General features: G+C 42.6%; 10 protein-coding genes. 5 read left to right on the forward strand and 5 right to left on the reverse strand.

Annotated elements, in window-relative coordinates; all coding sequences use genetic code 11:
* Positions 1-17: 17 nt before the first annotated feature.
* From sufB to ydiJ, 4 genes are all read right to left on the reverse strand, one after another.
* Complete coding sequence (gene sufB, locus PSF11_RS04020; protein WP_004919158.1) at positions 18-1,517, reverse strand: Fe-S cluster assembly protein SufB; 1,500 nt, start codon at positions 1,515-1,517, stop codon at positions 18-20.
* A gap of 16 nt (positions 1,518-1,533) precedes the next feature.
* On the reverse strand, positions 1,534-1,914 hold the full coding sequence (gene sufA / locus PSF11_RS04025; protein ID WP_004919156.1) for a Fe-S cluster assembly scaffold SufA: 381 nt from the start codon (positions 1,912-1,914) through the stop codon (positions 1,534-1,536).
* A gap of 369 nt (positions 1,915-2,283) precedes the next feature.
* Positions 2,284-2,700 carry a 1,4-dihydroxy-2-naphthoyl-CoA hydrolase gene (gene menI / locus PSF11_RS04030; protein ID WP_004919152.1) on the reverse strand — a complete coding sequence of 139 codons (417 nt, stop codon included), beginning with the start codon at positions 2,698-2,700 and terminating at the stop codon, positions 2,284-2,286.
* A complete protein-coding gene (ydiJ, locus tag PSF11_RS04035; RefSeq protein WP_060561307.1) occupies positions 2,697-5,753 on the reverse strand; it encodes a D-2-hydroxyglutarate dehydrogenase YdiJ in 3,057 nt (1,018 codons plus the stop codon). Before ydiJ ends, menI begins: the two co-directional genes overlap by 4 nt.
* A gap of 269 nt (positions 5,754-6,022) precedes the next feature.
* Here ydiJ and ydiK point away from each other — a divergent pair, with 269 nt between their 5' ends.
* The gene (gene ydiK / locus PSF11_RS04040; RefSeq protein WP_004919146.1) at positions 6,023-7,138 is read left to right on the forward strand and encodes an AI-2E family transporter YdiK; all 1,116 of its coding nucleotides are present in this window, start codon (positions 6,023-6,025) and stop codon (positions 7,136-7,138) included.
* 746 nt (positions 7,139-7,884) lie between these two features.
* Here the strand turns inward: ydiK and ppsA are convergent.
* Positions 7,885-10,260, reverse strand: coding sequence for a phosphoenolpyruvate synthase (gene ppsA, locus PSF11_RS04045; RefSeq protein ID WP_014658213.1), 2,376 nt, complete (start codon positions 10,258-10,260; stop codon positions 7,885-7,887).
* Between the two features lie 271 nt (positions 10,261-10,531).
* Between ppsA and ppsR the strand changes: the two genes are divergently transcribed.
* The 4 genes from ppsR (at position 10,532) to PSF11_RS04065 (ending at position 15,203) form a co-directional block, all read left to right on the forward strand.
* Positions 10,532-11,392, forward strand: coding sequence for a posphoenolpyruvate synthetase regulatory kinase/phosphorylase PpsR (ppsR, locus tag PSF11_RS04050; protein ID WP_004919142.1), 861 nt, complete (start codon positions 10,532-10,534; stop codon positions 11,390-11,392).
* 127 nt (positions 11,393-11,519) lie between these two features.
* Complete coding sequence (locus PSF11_RS04055; RefSeq protein ID WP_014658212.1) at positions 11,520-12,569, forward strand: 3-deoxy-7-phosphoheptulonate synthase; 1,050 nt, start codon at positions 11,520-11,522, stop codon at positions 12,567-12,569.
* Between the two features lie 206 nt (positions 12,570-12,775).
* Positions 12,776-12,961, forward strand: coding sequence for a hemin uptake protein HemP (hemP, locus tag PSF11_RS04060; protein ID WP_004919137.1), 186 nt, complete (start codon positions 12,776-12,778; stop codon positions 12,959-12,961).
* Between the two features lie 88 nt (positions 12,962-13,049).
* Positions 13,050-15,203: a TonB-dependent receptor domain-containing protein gene (locus tag PSF11_RS04065; protein ID WP_072502214.1), complete on the forward strand. Its 2,154-nt coding sequence runs from the start codon at positions 13,050-13,052 to the stop codon at positions 15,201-15,203.
* The last annotated feature ends 110 nt before the right edge of the window (positions 15,204-15,313 follow it).

A 15,313-nucleotide genomic window follows, 5' to 3' on the forward strand; every position in this document is an offset into this window, starting at 1 on the left:
TATAAACCTGATTGTGATCAGCCCACACTGTGCTCTAGGCTGATTGCCAGCAATTTCTGTGCTTCTACCGCAAACTCTAACGGAAGTTCCGAGAAAACGTCTTTACAGAAACCATTTACGATCATTGAAATCGCATCATCTTCACTAATTCCACGCTGTAAGCAGTAAAAAAGCTGATCTTCGCCAATGCGAGAAGTGGTCGCCTCATGTTCTAGCTGAGCGGTGTTATTTTTGACTTCAACGTAAGGGAATGTGTGTGCTCCACACTGAGTACCAATAAGCATCGAGTCACATTGAGTGAAATTGCGTGCATTATGTGCACTTGGTAAGATTTTCACTAAGCCGCGATAGCTATTTTGGCTTTTACCCGCTGAGATACCTTTAGAGATGATCGTCGAACGCGTATTTTTACCAATATGGATCATTTTAGTGCCGGTATCGGCTTGCTGGTTACCGTTTGTCAGTGCCACAGAGAAAAACTCACCAACCGAGTTATCCCCTTTTAAGATAACACTTGGGTATTTCCAGGTGATCGCAGAACCCGTTTCAGATTGAGTCCATGACATTTTCGAATTCTCACCTTCGCACAGCGCACGCTTAGTCACAAAGTTAAGAATACCACCTGCTTCACTGTCGCCACCGGAGAACCAGTTTTGAACCGTTGAGTATTTCACTTCTGCATCTTTATGGATGATGACTTCGACGACCGCAGCATGTAACTGATAGCTATCACGGACAGGTGCTGAACAGCCCTCAATGTAGCTGACATAGCTTCCTTCGTCGGCGATCAAAATCGTCCGTTCAAATTGCCCTGTTTTTGCAGCATTAATACGGAAGTAAGTGGAAAGCTCCATCGGACAACGTACCCCTTTCGGGATATACACAAAAGTGCCATCCGATGCCACCGCCGCATTGAGCGCAGCAAAGAAGTTATCGTGACTAGAAACGACAGTACCAAGGTATTTTTGCACCAACTCAGGGTACTCTTGGATAGCTTCACTGAATGAACAGAAAATAATGCCGTGTTTAGCAAGATCATCACGATATGTTGTAGAAACAGATACTGAGTCAAAAATAGCATCGACCGCCACGGCCTTCCCTTCACGAACAGGAACACCGAGTTGGTTGAAGGCCTCTTCAACTTCAGCCGTTAGATAATTATTGGTTTCTGTAACACCAGTTCCTTGCTTCGCACCGGATTGTGACCCGCAACTGTCATCACAAGAACCACAAGATGGCGCTGAGTAATAGCTGTAGTCTTGATAATCTAAATTTGGATAATGGGCTTTTAACCAGTGTGGCTCTTCCATTCCTTTCCAGTGATGATAGGCATCAAGGCGGAATTTTAGCATCCACTCTGGCTCATTACGTTTTGCAGAAATCGCTCGGACAACATCTTCGTTGATCCCTTTAGCCATTTCATCTGTGGCGACATTCGTAAAAAAGCCTTCTTTATAACGCTGGTCATTTAGCCAGCTTTGAACTTCATCGCCAATTTCTACATTGCTCTGAGACATAATCTGACTTCACATATTAAACACCGAAGCTTTCACCACACCCACAGGCATGTTGCGCTTTCGGATTATTGAATTTAAATATCCGATTAAGCCCTTCTTGGACATAATCGACAACTGTACCATCGATAAATGGCATGGCTTCTTTAGGTACATACAGACGTGCACCATCATGTTCAAAGAGTAAATGATCCTCTGTTGGGTTCTCGATCATCTCGAAAACATAGCCAAAGCCAGCGCATCCAGACTGTTTAACACCCAGCGAAAGCCCTTTAGTTTCAGGATTTTGCTCCATCAATTTTTTGATTTGTTTCGCCGCGCTATCAGTTAGGCTGACACCTTGCCAATTCGTTTCGTCTATAGAAAAAGTTTCTACGCTGTCATTCACATTTGCAGTCATATTGACCCCACAATTCTCATGGCTTTTCAGCCAGTTATCAGGAGATTAACTCCGTTTATCCTATGGTAACGATAACCTTTGTCACTTCAACCATTTGTTTTGAAAGGTTATACCTATTCTAGCTCATTTTTTACGCATTTTGCGCTTATTTATACGCCATCGCGTGTAAAAATGTACACTAACTCATTAAAATATAACGATTAAAAAAAGTTACATTTTTTTTAATATTATGTACTCATCAATACACTTAAATGGCACAAATTAATAAAGATACATTTATTATACAACTTAATCGGCAAGACAAAAATTGAAATTCTGATGAAATTGTTGAAGGAACCTCAACCCTATTCGAGTTGAGGTTAATGGGTATCAATCGGAGAGTACCGCGGTCGTTAAACGAGAAGTACAACACAGTTGCCCTTTCTCATTGAAAATATCAATATTCCATACCTGCTGGCGGCGCCCTAGGTGAACAGGCTTACAAACGCCTTTCACTACACCTTGGGTTGCCGAACGAATGTGATTAGCATTAATTTCAAGGCCAACAACACGTTGTTCCCCTTCACTGCATAGGTAACCTGCTATTGAGCCTAATGATTCCGCCAGCACAACAGAAGCGCCCCCATGTAATAAACCAAATGGCTGTTTTGTTCGTTGGTCGACTGGCATAGTGCCTTCAAGGTAATCATCACCATACCCCGTGATCTCAATACCTAGATGGCCTAACATACAGCCTTTGGCCATTTCTGCCATGTGGTCAAGCGTAAATTTACGTCTCCAAATCATTCAACTATCTCCAATAACGCCTGTATAGGGTGTTTTATTTGTGTATTTTCCATACGTTTTACTTGGCTGCGACATGAATACCCTGTGCTTAAACAACGCTCTTTGGGTAATTTCTCTATCGCGGGTTTCCACGATAAATTATAGATACCTTTCGAGTTTTTGATATTCGCCACTTCATGACCATAAGTCCCAGCCATACCACAACACCCTACACTGATGTTTTTAAGCTCTTGACCATAACGTTTAAACAAATTTGCCCACTGAGTCGCACTATTTGGCAATGCGGTTGTTTCCGTGCAATGACCAAAGAAATACCATGGGGCAGACGACACCTGACGATGCTCGGTAGGCTCAGGCAATGTCACTAGCCACTCATGAGCAAGTTGTACGGTAAAACGGCACTGCTGCACCCCTAAAATCTCACGGTATTCATCGCGATAACACAACACTAATGCAGGATCGACACCAACCATAGGTAACTCTAATTTGGCGACCCGATTTAGAAAATCAGCGGTTTTCTGCGCTGTTTTGGCAAAGCGAGCAAGGAACCCTTTGACATGTTGCGCCTTACCATTCGGTGAAAATGGTAATAAAACAGGTTTAAAGCCCAATTTTTCGATTAATTTGACAAAATCCGCCACGACTTTTGCATCGTAATAACTGGTGAATGGGTCCTGTACTACCAACACATGGTTTTCACGTTGTGCAGGAGACATCGACTCTAACTGCTCCAGCGTCACTGTCATCGCCGCATGCCCTGATAGCTCTTGCTTTAAGGTAGGTTGAGAAAACAGCGGGAGATCGACCATTCCAATCGTCTGCTCACTTAATTTCTGTACCCATGGCTGACGTAAGAAAAAGTTAAATACACCCGGCGCTTTCGACATCAAGGGGGCGCTATTTTCCACTCCCGCCACAATATGATCCCGCACAGGCCTTAAATATCGGCTGTGATATAGCGCTAAAAATTTGGCTCTAAATGAAGGCACATCGATTTTGATCGGGCATTGTGTTGAGCAAGCTTTACAAGCTAAGCACCCAGACATCGCGGCTTTAACTTCATGAGAAAAGTCATAATCCCCTTTTTTCGCCTGCCATGTATTGCGTGTTTTCTCAATCAAGCCGCGTAGTGATGGACGGTTTTCTTGTATTCCTTTTTCTAAGCTTTCTGGCGTGACGCCTTGGTTAGAAAGAAGCCGTAACCATTCACGAACGAGGGTCGCACGCCCTTTTGGCGAATGGATCCGCTGTCCACTTATTTTCATTGATGGACACATAGGGCTTTTCACATCAAAGTTAAAACATAGCCCATTACCGTTACACTCCATCGCCCCACGGAACGTTTGGCGTACCTGTACAGGTATTTGGCGATCATAGGTGCCTCGCTTAACTGCATCCACCTGTTTCATTGGCGCATCAATACCGGCTGGCGGACAGATTTTACCTGGATTCAGACGGTTATCAGGGTCAAAAGCGGCTTTGATATTCCGTAACTCGTTATACAACACTTCACCGAAAAACGCCGGGCTATATTGAGCGCGGAACCCTTTACCGTGCTCCCCCCATAATAACCCGCCATATTTGGCAGTCAGCGCGACAATGTCATCTGAAATTTGCTTCATCAACACTTCTTGTTGCGGGTCACACATATCTAAAGCAGGACGTACGTGTAAAACCCCCGCATCCACATGCCCAAACATCCCGTAATTCAGATTGTGGCTATCCAGCAGTGCTCTAAACTCTACTATGTAATCCGCTAGGTGTTCAGGTGGTACGCAGGTATCTTCAACAAATGGGATCGGTTTAGCAGCCCCTTTACTATTTCCTAATAAACCAACCGCTTTTTTACGCATATTGTAAATACGGTTGATGTCATCCAAATCATGACAGACTTGATAGCCAATCACACCCGCTTGATGACTTGCCATTAACTCATCTAAACGCTGGCACAGGCTCGTGGTTAAGTGATTGATTTCGTCCTCATCATCCCCACTAAATTCAACAATATTAAGGCCCAGCATCTCTTTGTTTGGTACATCGGTGATTAATGCTTTCACGGAATGCCAAACGATATCTTCCCGTGCTAAATTCAGTACTTTTGAATCGACGGTTTCGACAGACAGAGCTTTTGCCTGCACCATAAACGGCGCATTACGTAGTGCAGATTCAAAAGAGTCATATTTAACGTTCACCAAACGGCGTACTTTTGGTAAAGGGGTGATATCCAACGTGGCTTCGGTAATAAAAGCCAGTGAACCTTCCGACCCCGTTAAAATACGCGTCAGGTCGAATTCACTAAGGTCATCATTAAACACATGACGTAAATCATAGCCCGTTAAAAAACGGTTCAATTTTGGAAACTTTTCTTCAATCAAAGGGCGCTGCTCTAAACAGCGTTCAAGTACGGTTTTGTAGATACGCCCTGTGACAGAATCCTCTGACGCAATCGTTTGGGCGAGTGCGATAGGCATAGCGCGTGTTTCAAGGCATTCCCCTCCCAGCAAAACCGCTTTAACACCCAGCACGTGATCTGAGGTTTTACCGTACACCAAAGAGCCTTGCCCCGATGCATCGGTATTGATCATCCCCCCTAATGTGGCTCGGTTACTGGTGGACAACTCAGGTGAGAAAAAATAGCCATAGGGTTTGAGAAATTGGTTTAGTTGATCTTTCACCACACCCGCTTCTACTTTAACCCAGCCCTGTTCAGGGTTAATTTCTAGAATGCGGTTCATATAACGTGACATATCAACCACAATCCCTTCGGTCAATGATTGACCATTCGTTCCTGTGCCACCACCTCGTGGGGTGAAGGTTAATTCTCTGAATTTTTCTAATCCGGCAACACGGGTTATAATTTGGACATCCGCACTCGAACGAGGAAATACCACCGCCTGAGGTAATAATTGATAAATGCTATTATCGGTCGCCATTGATAAGCGTTCCGCATAGCTAGTGCCATTATCGCCTGTAAAGCCATGTGCCTGTAGTTGGTGCAGAAATTCAATAACTAGTTTACTTAAATGAGGTGCTTCAGTTATACGCGGGATCATTATTAACGATGACTCTTGTTGTTTAGTGTTCGCATTACTCGTTATGTACTATCTTTATTTTAAGTAGCACAATAGTGCCTGATTGGTTTACGGAGCTTCCCCCTGCAAAACCCGTTTTCCTTAAAGAAGGTACAACCGCTGATGACATTGTCAGTGATGGAACCATATCACAATATTGTTTTTTTTGATCGTGAAAAAGAAATTACGTTATTTTCACCTGAAAAAATAGCTCACTTGCAGTGTTTTTATTTGTTAAGGATTAGGCATTAATGGAAAAATCGCAAAAACGTCTCGACTTACCCAAACTTATTTTTGGCTTCGCATTTATCATTTTAATGATAGCGGCCTGTTTTTGGGTACTGAACCCGTTTATTCTTGGTTTTGTATGGGCTGGTATGATGGTGATAGCAACATGGCCACTACTCCTACGCCTTGAAGCAAGGTTGTGGAACAAGCGTTGGTTGGCGGCTTTAGTCATGGTCTCCTTAATACTTTTACTATTCGTTATACCGCTGGGTATTCTTATTGGCAGTATTATTCAAAATAGCACTCCGCTAATTGAACTCGCTAAGTCACCTAACAGTTTGCGCTTGCCTGATCTAGAATGGCTTAACAGCGTCCCTTTCGTTGGTGAAAAAATTTATTACGCTTGGCATAGTTTGGTTGCCAGTGGCGGTAATGCACTGTTAGCCAAAGTCCAACCCTATTTAGGACAAGCTGCTGGTTGGTTCCTCGCACAAGCCATCAATGCCGGCCGTTTTATGTTCCATCTCGCCTTAATGTTGCTATTTAGCGGTTTACTCTACCTCAAAGGCGAATCCGTGATGTTAGGTATCCGCCATTTTGCCGTTCGATTAGCAGGGATACGTGGCGATGCAGCGGTAGTCTTAGCCGCACAGTCAATCCGCGCCGTTGCATTAGGTGTCGTCGTCACCGCCCTTATTCAAGCTATTGTTGGCGGTGTAGGGCTTGCCTTATCGGGTATCAGCTATGCGGCTATCTTAACCGTTCTCCTCTTTATCTGCTGTGTTGCTCAGCTTGGCCCGCTACTGATTATGGTACCATCCGTCATTTGGCTATTCTGGACAGGGGATACAACATGGGCAATCATCCTCGCTGTTTGGGCTGCTGTTGTCGCAACCATGGATGGCGTATTACGTCCATGGCTGATCAAAATGGGGGCTGACTTGCCGATGGTGCTCATACTTGTTGGGGTTATCGGTGGTATTCTCTCCTTTGGTATGATTGGCTTGTTTATAGGTCCGGTCGTACTTGCGGTGTCATACAGTCTATTAAAAGCCTGGATGAATGAGGTCGCCATACCAAATGAAAACCTTGAAGAAACAGAAAAGTTTCTCGAAGAAGAGTTTATGAGTAAAAAATAAATTTACTTTAAACTAACCAACAGTATGCTCTCTATTAAGCATACTGTTGGATTATCGATTATGTTCATTAATATTTAGAAACAATATTTAACAGACTAATGTTAGTATTCAAGCTCATTTGTGATATTATCTTTTTCGTTGAAACGAATTCTCTTTATGATACAGCGACTAATAAATATATTAAGAGTGTTCTTAGTGATTATAATTTTTAATTAATTTATTATCTTCACATCGAATTACGTTTTGATTAATACGAATCTCAATATCATGCTTATTTAATTTAATGCGTGATTATCCCAATAGAATTGCTGTGTGTAGTCTTTGCCTGTCAGCCCATGATAGGCTTTTTTTTTATTTTTTTCTCAACATGAATTTTGTTCATCATCCTAAGCCTCGCCGGCTGGCCTGCAACTAAGGTAATGACTTCATCTTTTATTACTCCCATTTTGAGTAAGTAATATCACCTTATAATTCTTTATATAGTTATTTATATAGCATCACTTATTGATTTAACTCAAAATGATTAACACTAATGGATCGGTTTATTAACTTTCTAATATTACTTAATCCGTGTAAACACCTATTAATTCTCATCCAGTATTTAAATTTACTTATATTAGATATTAATTAATAACTGATAGCTTCTATTGAAGTTGACAATCGGTATATTCAATTTGATTTATAAAAAAAGCCGACAATTATAATTGTCGGCTTGAGACTCTCGTCTTAAATAATAGATTAATTCATTATGAATCAGCTAATTTTAACCAAGTTTGTACAACGGTATCTGGGTTAAGAGAAAGACTATCTATTCCCTCTTCAACTAACCATTGCGCAAAATCTTGATGATCCGATGGGCCTTGACCACAAATACCGACATATTTGTTTTGACGTTTAGCCGCTTGAATCGCCATCGATAACATGGCTTTTACGGCATCATTGCGTTCATCAAATAGCTCAGAAACGACCCCAGAATCCCTATCTAAACCTAAGGTCAATTGGGTCATATCATTAGAGCCAATAGAGAAGCCATCAAAATGTTCAAGGAATTGGTCTGCCAGTAATGCGTTTGATGGGATCTCACACATCATAATGACTTTCAAGCCGTTTTCACCACGTTTGAGGTCATGCTTCGCTAATTCAGCCACTACGGCTTCCGCCTGAGCGACAGTCCGCACAAATGGGATCATCACTTCAACGTTTGTTAGCCCCATCTCATTACGTACCCGCTTAACGGCTTCACACTCAAGAGCGAAACAATCTCGGAAGCTATCTGAGACATAGCGCCCTGCTCCACGGAAACCTAACATTGGGTTCTCTTCTTCCGGCTCATAAATATCCCCACCGACAAGGTTGGCATACTCATTAGATTTAAAGTCAGAAAGACGCACGATAACCCGTTTTGGCCAGAATGCTGCCGCTAACGTCGAAATCCCTTCAGTCAACTTACCAACATAGAATTCAATGGGATCATCATAACCTGCCATCATGGTGCGAATTTCATTTTGTAGCTCAGGAGTTTGTGAATCGAACTCCAGTAAAGCTCTTGGGTGAACACCAATCATTCGGTTAATAATGAATTCTAACCTCGCTAAGCCAACCCCTTCGTTTGGTAAACAGGCAAAATCAAATGCACGATCTGGGTTACCCACGTTCATCATGATCTTGACATCAAGCGCTGGCATTTCGTCAACGGCGGAGCTATGAATTTCAAATCCTAGCTCACCTTCATAGACAAACCCTGTATCCCCTTCAGCACAGGAAACAGTCACCTGACTATTTTCCAGCAGGCGCTCTGTCGCATCACCGCAACCGACCACAGCGGGGATACCCAATTCGCGGGCAATAATCGCCGCATGGCAGGTACGACCGCCACGATTGGTCACAATCGCAGCCGCTTTTTTCATGATAGGCTCCCAATCTGGGTCTGTCATATCAGTAACGAGTACGTCGCCAGCTTGGATCCTATCCATTTCATTTAAGTTATGGATCACTTTAACATGGCCTGAACCGATACGATGCCCGATAGCACGCCCTTCAACCAACACATTCCCTTGTTGTTTTAATTGGTAACGTTCCATCACTTGTTGATTCGAGCGAACGGTTTCTGGGCGAGCCTGAACAATGTACAGACGCCCATTATGACCATCTTTAGCCCATTCGATATCCATTGGGCGACCATAATGTTTTTCAATCTGTAATGCTTGGCGCGCCAGCTCTTCAACTTCGTGATCAGTCAAAGAGAAACGATTGCGTAGTGCTTCTGGCACATCTTCAATCTGTACTTGCTTACCGTGCTCTTGACTGTTCGCATAAACCATTTGTAATTTTTTCGAGCCAAGAGTACGACGCACAATAGCTGGACGATTATTCAGCAAGGTGGGTTTATGCACATAAAACTCATCTGGGTTTACTGCCCCTTGCACAACCATCTCGCCTAAGCCATAAGCTGAGGTGATGAAGACGACTTGGTCGAACCCTGATTCAGTATCAATGGTGAACATCACGCCAGAAGATGCTAAATCTGAGCGCACCATTCTTTGAACACCCGCGGAGAGTGCCACTCCACGGTGGTCATAGCCTTGGTGGACACGATATGAAATCGCGCGGTCATTAAATAAGGAAGCGAATACGTGTTTAATAGCAACCAATACAGCATCGATGCCTTGAACGTTCAAAAAAGTCTCTTGCTGCCCTGCGAATGAAGCATCAGGCATGTCCTCTGCTGTTGCAGATGAACGTACAGCAAACGAGGCATCTTTTTCACCTTCAGACAGTGTTTGGTATGCCGCACGAATATCACTTTCTAACTGTGGTGTAAAAGGGGTGTCGATAACCCATTGACGGATCTTTTCCCCCGCCGCAGCGAGTTGATTAACATCATCAATATCCGTTTCATCTAGCAGCTGATAAATGCGCTGATTCACGCCGCTCTGCTCAAGAAAATCATTAAACGCCTGTGCGGTTGTCGCAAATCCGTTAGGTACGGATACACCAAGATCGGACAGGTTGGTAATCATTTCACCGAGCGAGGCATTTTTGCCGCCAACACGGTCAACATCATTCATCCCTAATTGGTTATACCAAAGTACATTACACGGAGTGAGGCCATTTGTGGACATTGAAAGCGATCCTTTATCTTTATCTAGCAATTTAGTGACAAGGTACAAATCGTAAAAAATCTCATTGGCGATAATTCGCCTCACGAAATAGACTAGCACAGACAATATCTGAATATAGACTGGTGAATCGTTCCAACTAGCAAGAAAAAATTTTTGTTCTAAAAATTGTTCAAATATTGGCTATACTTTCCCCTATAAACTATTTTTTAAACTTTAATCAAATATAATATCTCTCTAAAACCAACGAAAAATACAACAAAAGACACTATATATGAGCGAAATAACCGCAACTAATCATAAAACAAACCTCACAGAACGAACTGTTTTTTTTATTTCAGATGGAACCGCAATAACCGCAGAAACGCTAGGACATGCTGTTTTGTCGCAATTTCCCTTAGTTTTCAATTCCTATACGCTACCTTTTGTCACCACAGAAGCACGTGCGCAGGAAATAAAACAGAAAATTGATACGATTTATCAAGAGACTCAAAACCGTCCACTGGTGTTCTATTCCATCATTTCCCCCTCCGTAAAAAAAATTATTACCGACAGCGCCGGTTTTTGTCAGGATATTGTGCAAACCTTGGTTGCCCCTATTCAGCAAGAAGTGGGGTTAGAGCCTGAGCCTAAACTCAACCGTACCCATGGCTTATCGCTACAGAATATCAATCAATATGATGCTCGCATTGCTGCTATCGAATACACATTAGCCCATGATGACGGTATTTCCTTGCGCAACCTAGACCAAGCACAAGTGATTTTGTTAGGCGTCTCCCGTTGTGGTAAAACCCCTACCAGCCTCTATTTAGCCATGCAATTTGGTATTCAAGCCGCTAACTATCCATTTACGGCAGACGATATGGATAACTTGCAGTTACCCGCTGCACTACGCCCTTATACGCATAAATTATTTGGTTTGACGATAAGCCCGGAAAGACTAGCCGCTATTCGTGAAGAGCGACGTGAAAACAGCCGCTATGCATCATTACGTCAATGTCGCATTGAAATTGCTGAGGTCGAGGCACTATTTAGACAAAACAAGATCAACTATCTCAATACAACCAATTACTCAGTAGAGGAAATTTCTGCCAAAGTCATTGACACGATGGGGCTAAAACGGCGTATCTTTTAGTCGAAATGTATTTTTTAAAAAATCTTTCATTCAATCTCACGTTGTAGGTTGAATTCGAGCCATTTTCGTTTATTGTGATCCTAATCACTGATACGGCTCTGCCTATTAAAGCTTTTGAGAAGAAAGAATGCAAAAAACTGACGAACTACGTACTCAGCGTGTGGATAGCTTAATTACCCCACAGACACTCGCTGACGAATTTCCTATTTCTGAGAAAGTGGCTGAAAACGTGACAGCGTCACGTAAACGGATAGAGAAAATTTTATCGGGGGAAGATCCCCGTTTATTGGTTATTGTTGGCCCATGCTCTATTCATGATATTGATGCGGCTCTGGAATATGCTAATCGGCTGAATGTCTTACGTGAACGCTATCAAGACCGTCTTGAAATCGTTATGCGTACCTACTTTGAAAAACCCCGTACCGTTGTAGGTTGGAAAGGCCTGATCTCCGATCCTAATTTAGATAACTCTTGCCAAGTCAATACGGGGATACGGCTCGCCCGAAAATTACTTATTGATGTCAATCAGCTTGGGCTACCTACCGCAACAGAATTTCTCGATATGGTCACAGGGCAATATATTGCTGATTTGATCAGTTGGGGAGCGATTGGCGCAAGAACAACAGAAAGCCAAATCCATCGAGAAATGGCATCGGCACTCTCTTGCCCTGTTGGTTTTAAAAATGGTACTGATGGCAATATCCGTATTGCTATCGATGCCATCCGCGCAGCCAGCGCCCAACATATGTTTTTATCGCCCGATAAAAGTGGCCAAATGACCATCTACCAAACCAGTGGTAACCCACATGGCCATATTATTATGCGTGGTGGAAAGCAGCCTAACTACTCTGCCGGAGATATTGCAGCGGCTTGTGATAAGCTACGTGAATTTGAATTAGCTGAACATTTAGTCGTTGATTTTAGCCATGGTAACTGCCAAAAAATCCACCGTCGCCAACTTGAAGTCGCCCGCGATATTGCCGAGCAAATCAAAGGCGGTTCGACCGCAATTAGTGGTGTAATGGCTGAAAGCTTCTTACTTGAAGGCACTCAAAAAATTATTGCAGGTCAACCTCTAACTTACGGGCAATCCATCACAGACCCCTGTTTAGGCTGGGATGATACCGAGCAACTCATTGATATCTTGGTCCAAGCAGTAGAAAGCCGCTTTAAATAAGCTGACATTTTATTCCCCCACCGACTCTTTCACTCTCTTTGATAGGAAAGAGTCGAGTTCCTTTCTGCATAAATATTAACCTAAATCGATAAGCAACTCATGCATTGTAGTGATTTTGTCATCTAAATGTAAAAACCCCTTGATGTTACTTAGCAACTTAAAGATAATGATTCTCACTCTTAGTTTTATTATCAATTGGGCCAAATATGACTGATAACATCACTAAACCACCTATTGAAAATATCGCCAACTCAACCCTTCCGCCCGTAAAAGTTGACGTTATAGATAGTCATCAATTATTAGGCTCTGAAGGTAAATTAGCGATCCAACATCGCGGCGAGATATACCAGTTAAGGCAGACTCGTGCTGGTAAACTGATTTTAACCAAATAGTTTTTATTCAAAATTTATTCACAGCAAGCCACCCAGATCTTGTATCAAGGCAGCCAGCGATATTCACCACATAAGGAAAGGATTTCCTATGGAGTTTAAACTGATGTCTGTTACACCCACCATATCGTTAAATGGATCAAAAATAACCGTTTCCGCACTTGCGACAACACTCGCTATTTCAGGATTTAGCGCGGTTGCAACAGCAAAAAAGACGATAGGTGATACTATTCATGTTACGACCCACCCTTTTCATCACGAAAATATTACGGTGGCCGAGCAAGTCGATGTCATTGATGCTCAAGCCCCTGAATATCAATCAGCAAGCTCTGCCTTAGATTTATTAAAAGGCCAACCCGGTATTTTTGTTTCTGGTACTGGTGGAACCTACGGTCAAGAGGTTCATCTACGTGGCTATGATTCTCGTGGTGTAAAAATCACAGTGGATAACGTCACTCAAGATTTTAATTCTGGGTTATACAATGCGACATTTATTGACCCGTCACTGGTAAAAAAAGTCTTTGTCCATAAAGGTGCTTCATCCGTTGCTCATGGAAGTGGCGCGCTAGCGGGTGTCGTAGCGATGAAAACCGTGAATGCAAAGGATTTATTAAAGCAAGGGCAGGCATTAGGAGGCCGCGTTTTCAGTGGGGTCAACCGCAATGACCACAGCTACCTTGCTGGGGCATCGGTATATGGACATACTGGCCCTCTGGATATGCTATTAAGTTATAGCCAACGTAAAAAATATTCACTCGCATCTGCGGATTTTCCAACTCAAGATAATCATGAGAAAGTGCATAATTGGTTATTAAAAACCACTTGGTATGCACACCCTAATTATCATTTAGCCTTACAGCTACGTGATTATCGTAATGATGGGTTAGGTCTCAAACAACCTACAGTAAACAACTCCGCTGATACGCGTTTTAAAAACACGCCCCACGAGCGCGATAGCCACCAGCGGGATGTTTCAATTAGTCAATATATTACCTCAAACCGTTTCCCTAACTGGCAAGCAAATTGGGATCTGTACTATACCGACCTCTCTTTGAGTCAGTTAGATAGAGAAAAAGCTAAGGCTGATAATCAATATCAACGCGAAAAGCGTACGCAATATACCTATGGTACCAAATTGACTAATCACTTTATTGTTCCTATTGAGGGCTGGGTGAATAACCAAATAGAAAGTGGTATCGAGTATTATCAACAACAGCAAAAACCCAATAAACACGCGATCAGCTACCCCCCTGCTCGACTAGCTAATATTTCGGGCTGGGTTAACAATGATATGACGTTACACCACCTGCCTATTACACTCTCAGCAGGAACCCGTTTCACAAGCTATGAAGCTTCACGTCAAGGGTTTGCAAAAAATAGAGACACGAATTGGTCGTCACGTTTTGCGGTCAGTATCACGCCGGCACATTGGTTAAACCTATACTCCTCTTACTCCGAAGGTTATCGGACGCCTCGTATGGCAGAGCTGTATAACAATTCTAATCACTTTTCGGTGATGGGCGGCTGGCTAACTTCCGATTTTAGACCTACGCCTGACTTACAACCTGAGACAAATAAAACAGTAGAAGTTGGTTTAAAAGCAAGTTTTGATGATCTGTTATCAAATGGCGATGAACTGCAATTTGGGTCAACGTATTTTGATACTAAAGCAAAAAACCATATTGCCGTTGAAGGTCGTTACACCAAAAAATACCATTTCATGAAAGGGCAATATCAATGGTTCCCTAATGAAATTTATTTTAGCAATGTTCCTTCCGCTACAATTCGAGGTATTGATAGCTTTATTCGCTACAAAACCCTCTGGTTTGATTTAAATATCAGTCATAACAAAACAACAGGTAAAGAGGACGGCACAGGCTATTCTCTCTCTTCCATTCGCCCTGAAACGCTACTCATTCGCTTCAATGCCCCTATTGCAACAACTGGCCTTAGTCTTGGCTGGGTAGGTGAATTTGCGGCTAAAACACAGTTCCAAGGCAATGCTAAGTACCAATTAAAACAACACAAATCTCAGCATGGACTCGATCGTTACCATAAAGAAGTCATCCAGTATGCAGGCTATAGCCTTCATGACTTTTATGTGAACTATCAAGCTGACCAATTGATAAAAGGGTTGAATACGACATTAACGATGAAAAACGCCTTTGATCGTCAATATGTCTCTTCGATGGGGGTTCCCCAAGAAGGCCGTAATTTCTATTTCAATGTGAGTTATCAATGGTAACCATTTAATAATTATAAAATAAATAATACTCGCCGGTTTGTTTCCCTGCATACAGATTTAGGCAAAATCGAAACTTAGGGAGCAAACCGGTAACACTTTATGGAGTATAA

It is taken from the genome of Providencia sp. PROV119, assembly GCF_028482435.1.
Lineage (GTDB): Bacteria > Pseudomonadota > Gammaproteobacteria > Enterobacterales > Enterobacteriaceae > Providencia > Providencia stuartii.

Bases quoted from the DNA above. Each gene is read 5' to 3' on its own strand.
- ppsA (WP_014658213.1), bottom strand. From the start codon at position 10,260: ATGTCCACAAATGGCCTCACTCCGTGTAATGTACTTTGGTATAACCAA.
- ydiJ (WP_060561307.1), bottom strand. From the start codon at position 5,753: ATGATCCCGCGTATAACTGAAGCACCTCATTTAAGTAAACTAGTTATT.
- ppsR (WP_004919142.1), top strand. From the start codon at position 10,532: ATGAGCGAAATAACCGCAACTAATCATAAAACAAACCTCACAGAACGA.
- PSF11_RS04055 (WP_014658212.1), top strand. From the start codon at position 11,520: ATGCAAAAAACTGACGAACTACGTACTCAGCGTGTGGATAGCTTAATT.
- sufA (WP_004919156.1), bottom strand. From the start codon at position 1,914: ATGACTGCAAATGTGAATGACAGCGTAGAAACTTTTTCTATAGACGAA.
- sufB (WP_004919158.1), bottom strand. From the start codon at position 1,517: ATGTCTCAGAGCAATGTAGAAATTGGCGATGAAGTTCAAAGCTGGCTA.
- ydiK (WP_004919146.1), top strand. From the start codon at position 6,023: ATGGAAAAATCGCAAAAACGTCTCGACTTACCCAAACTTATTTTTGGC.
- hemP (WP_004919137.1), top strand. From the start codon at position 12,776: ATGACTGATAACATCACTAAACCACCTATTGAAAATATCGCCAACTCA.
- menI (WP_004919152.1), bottom strand. From the start codon at position 2,700: ATGATTTGGAGACGTAAATTTACGCTTGACCACATGGCAGAAATGGCC.
- PSF11_RS04065 (WP_072502214.1), top strand. From the start codon at position 13,050: ATGGAGTTTAAACTGATGTCTGTTACACCCACCATATCGTTAAATGGA.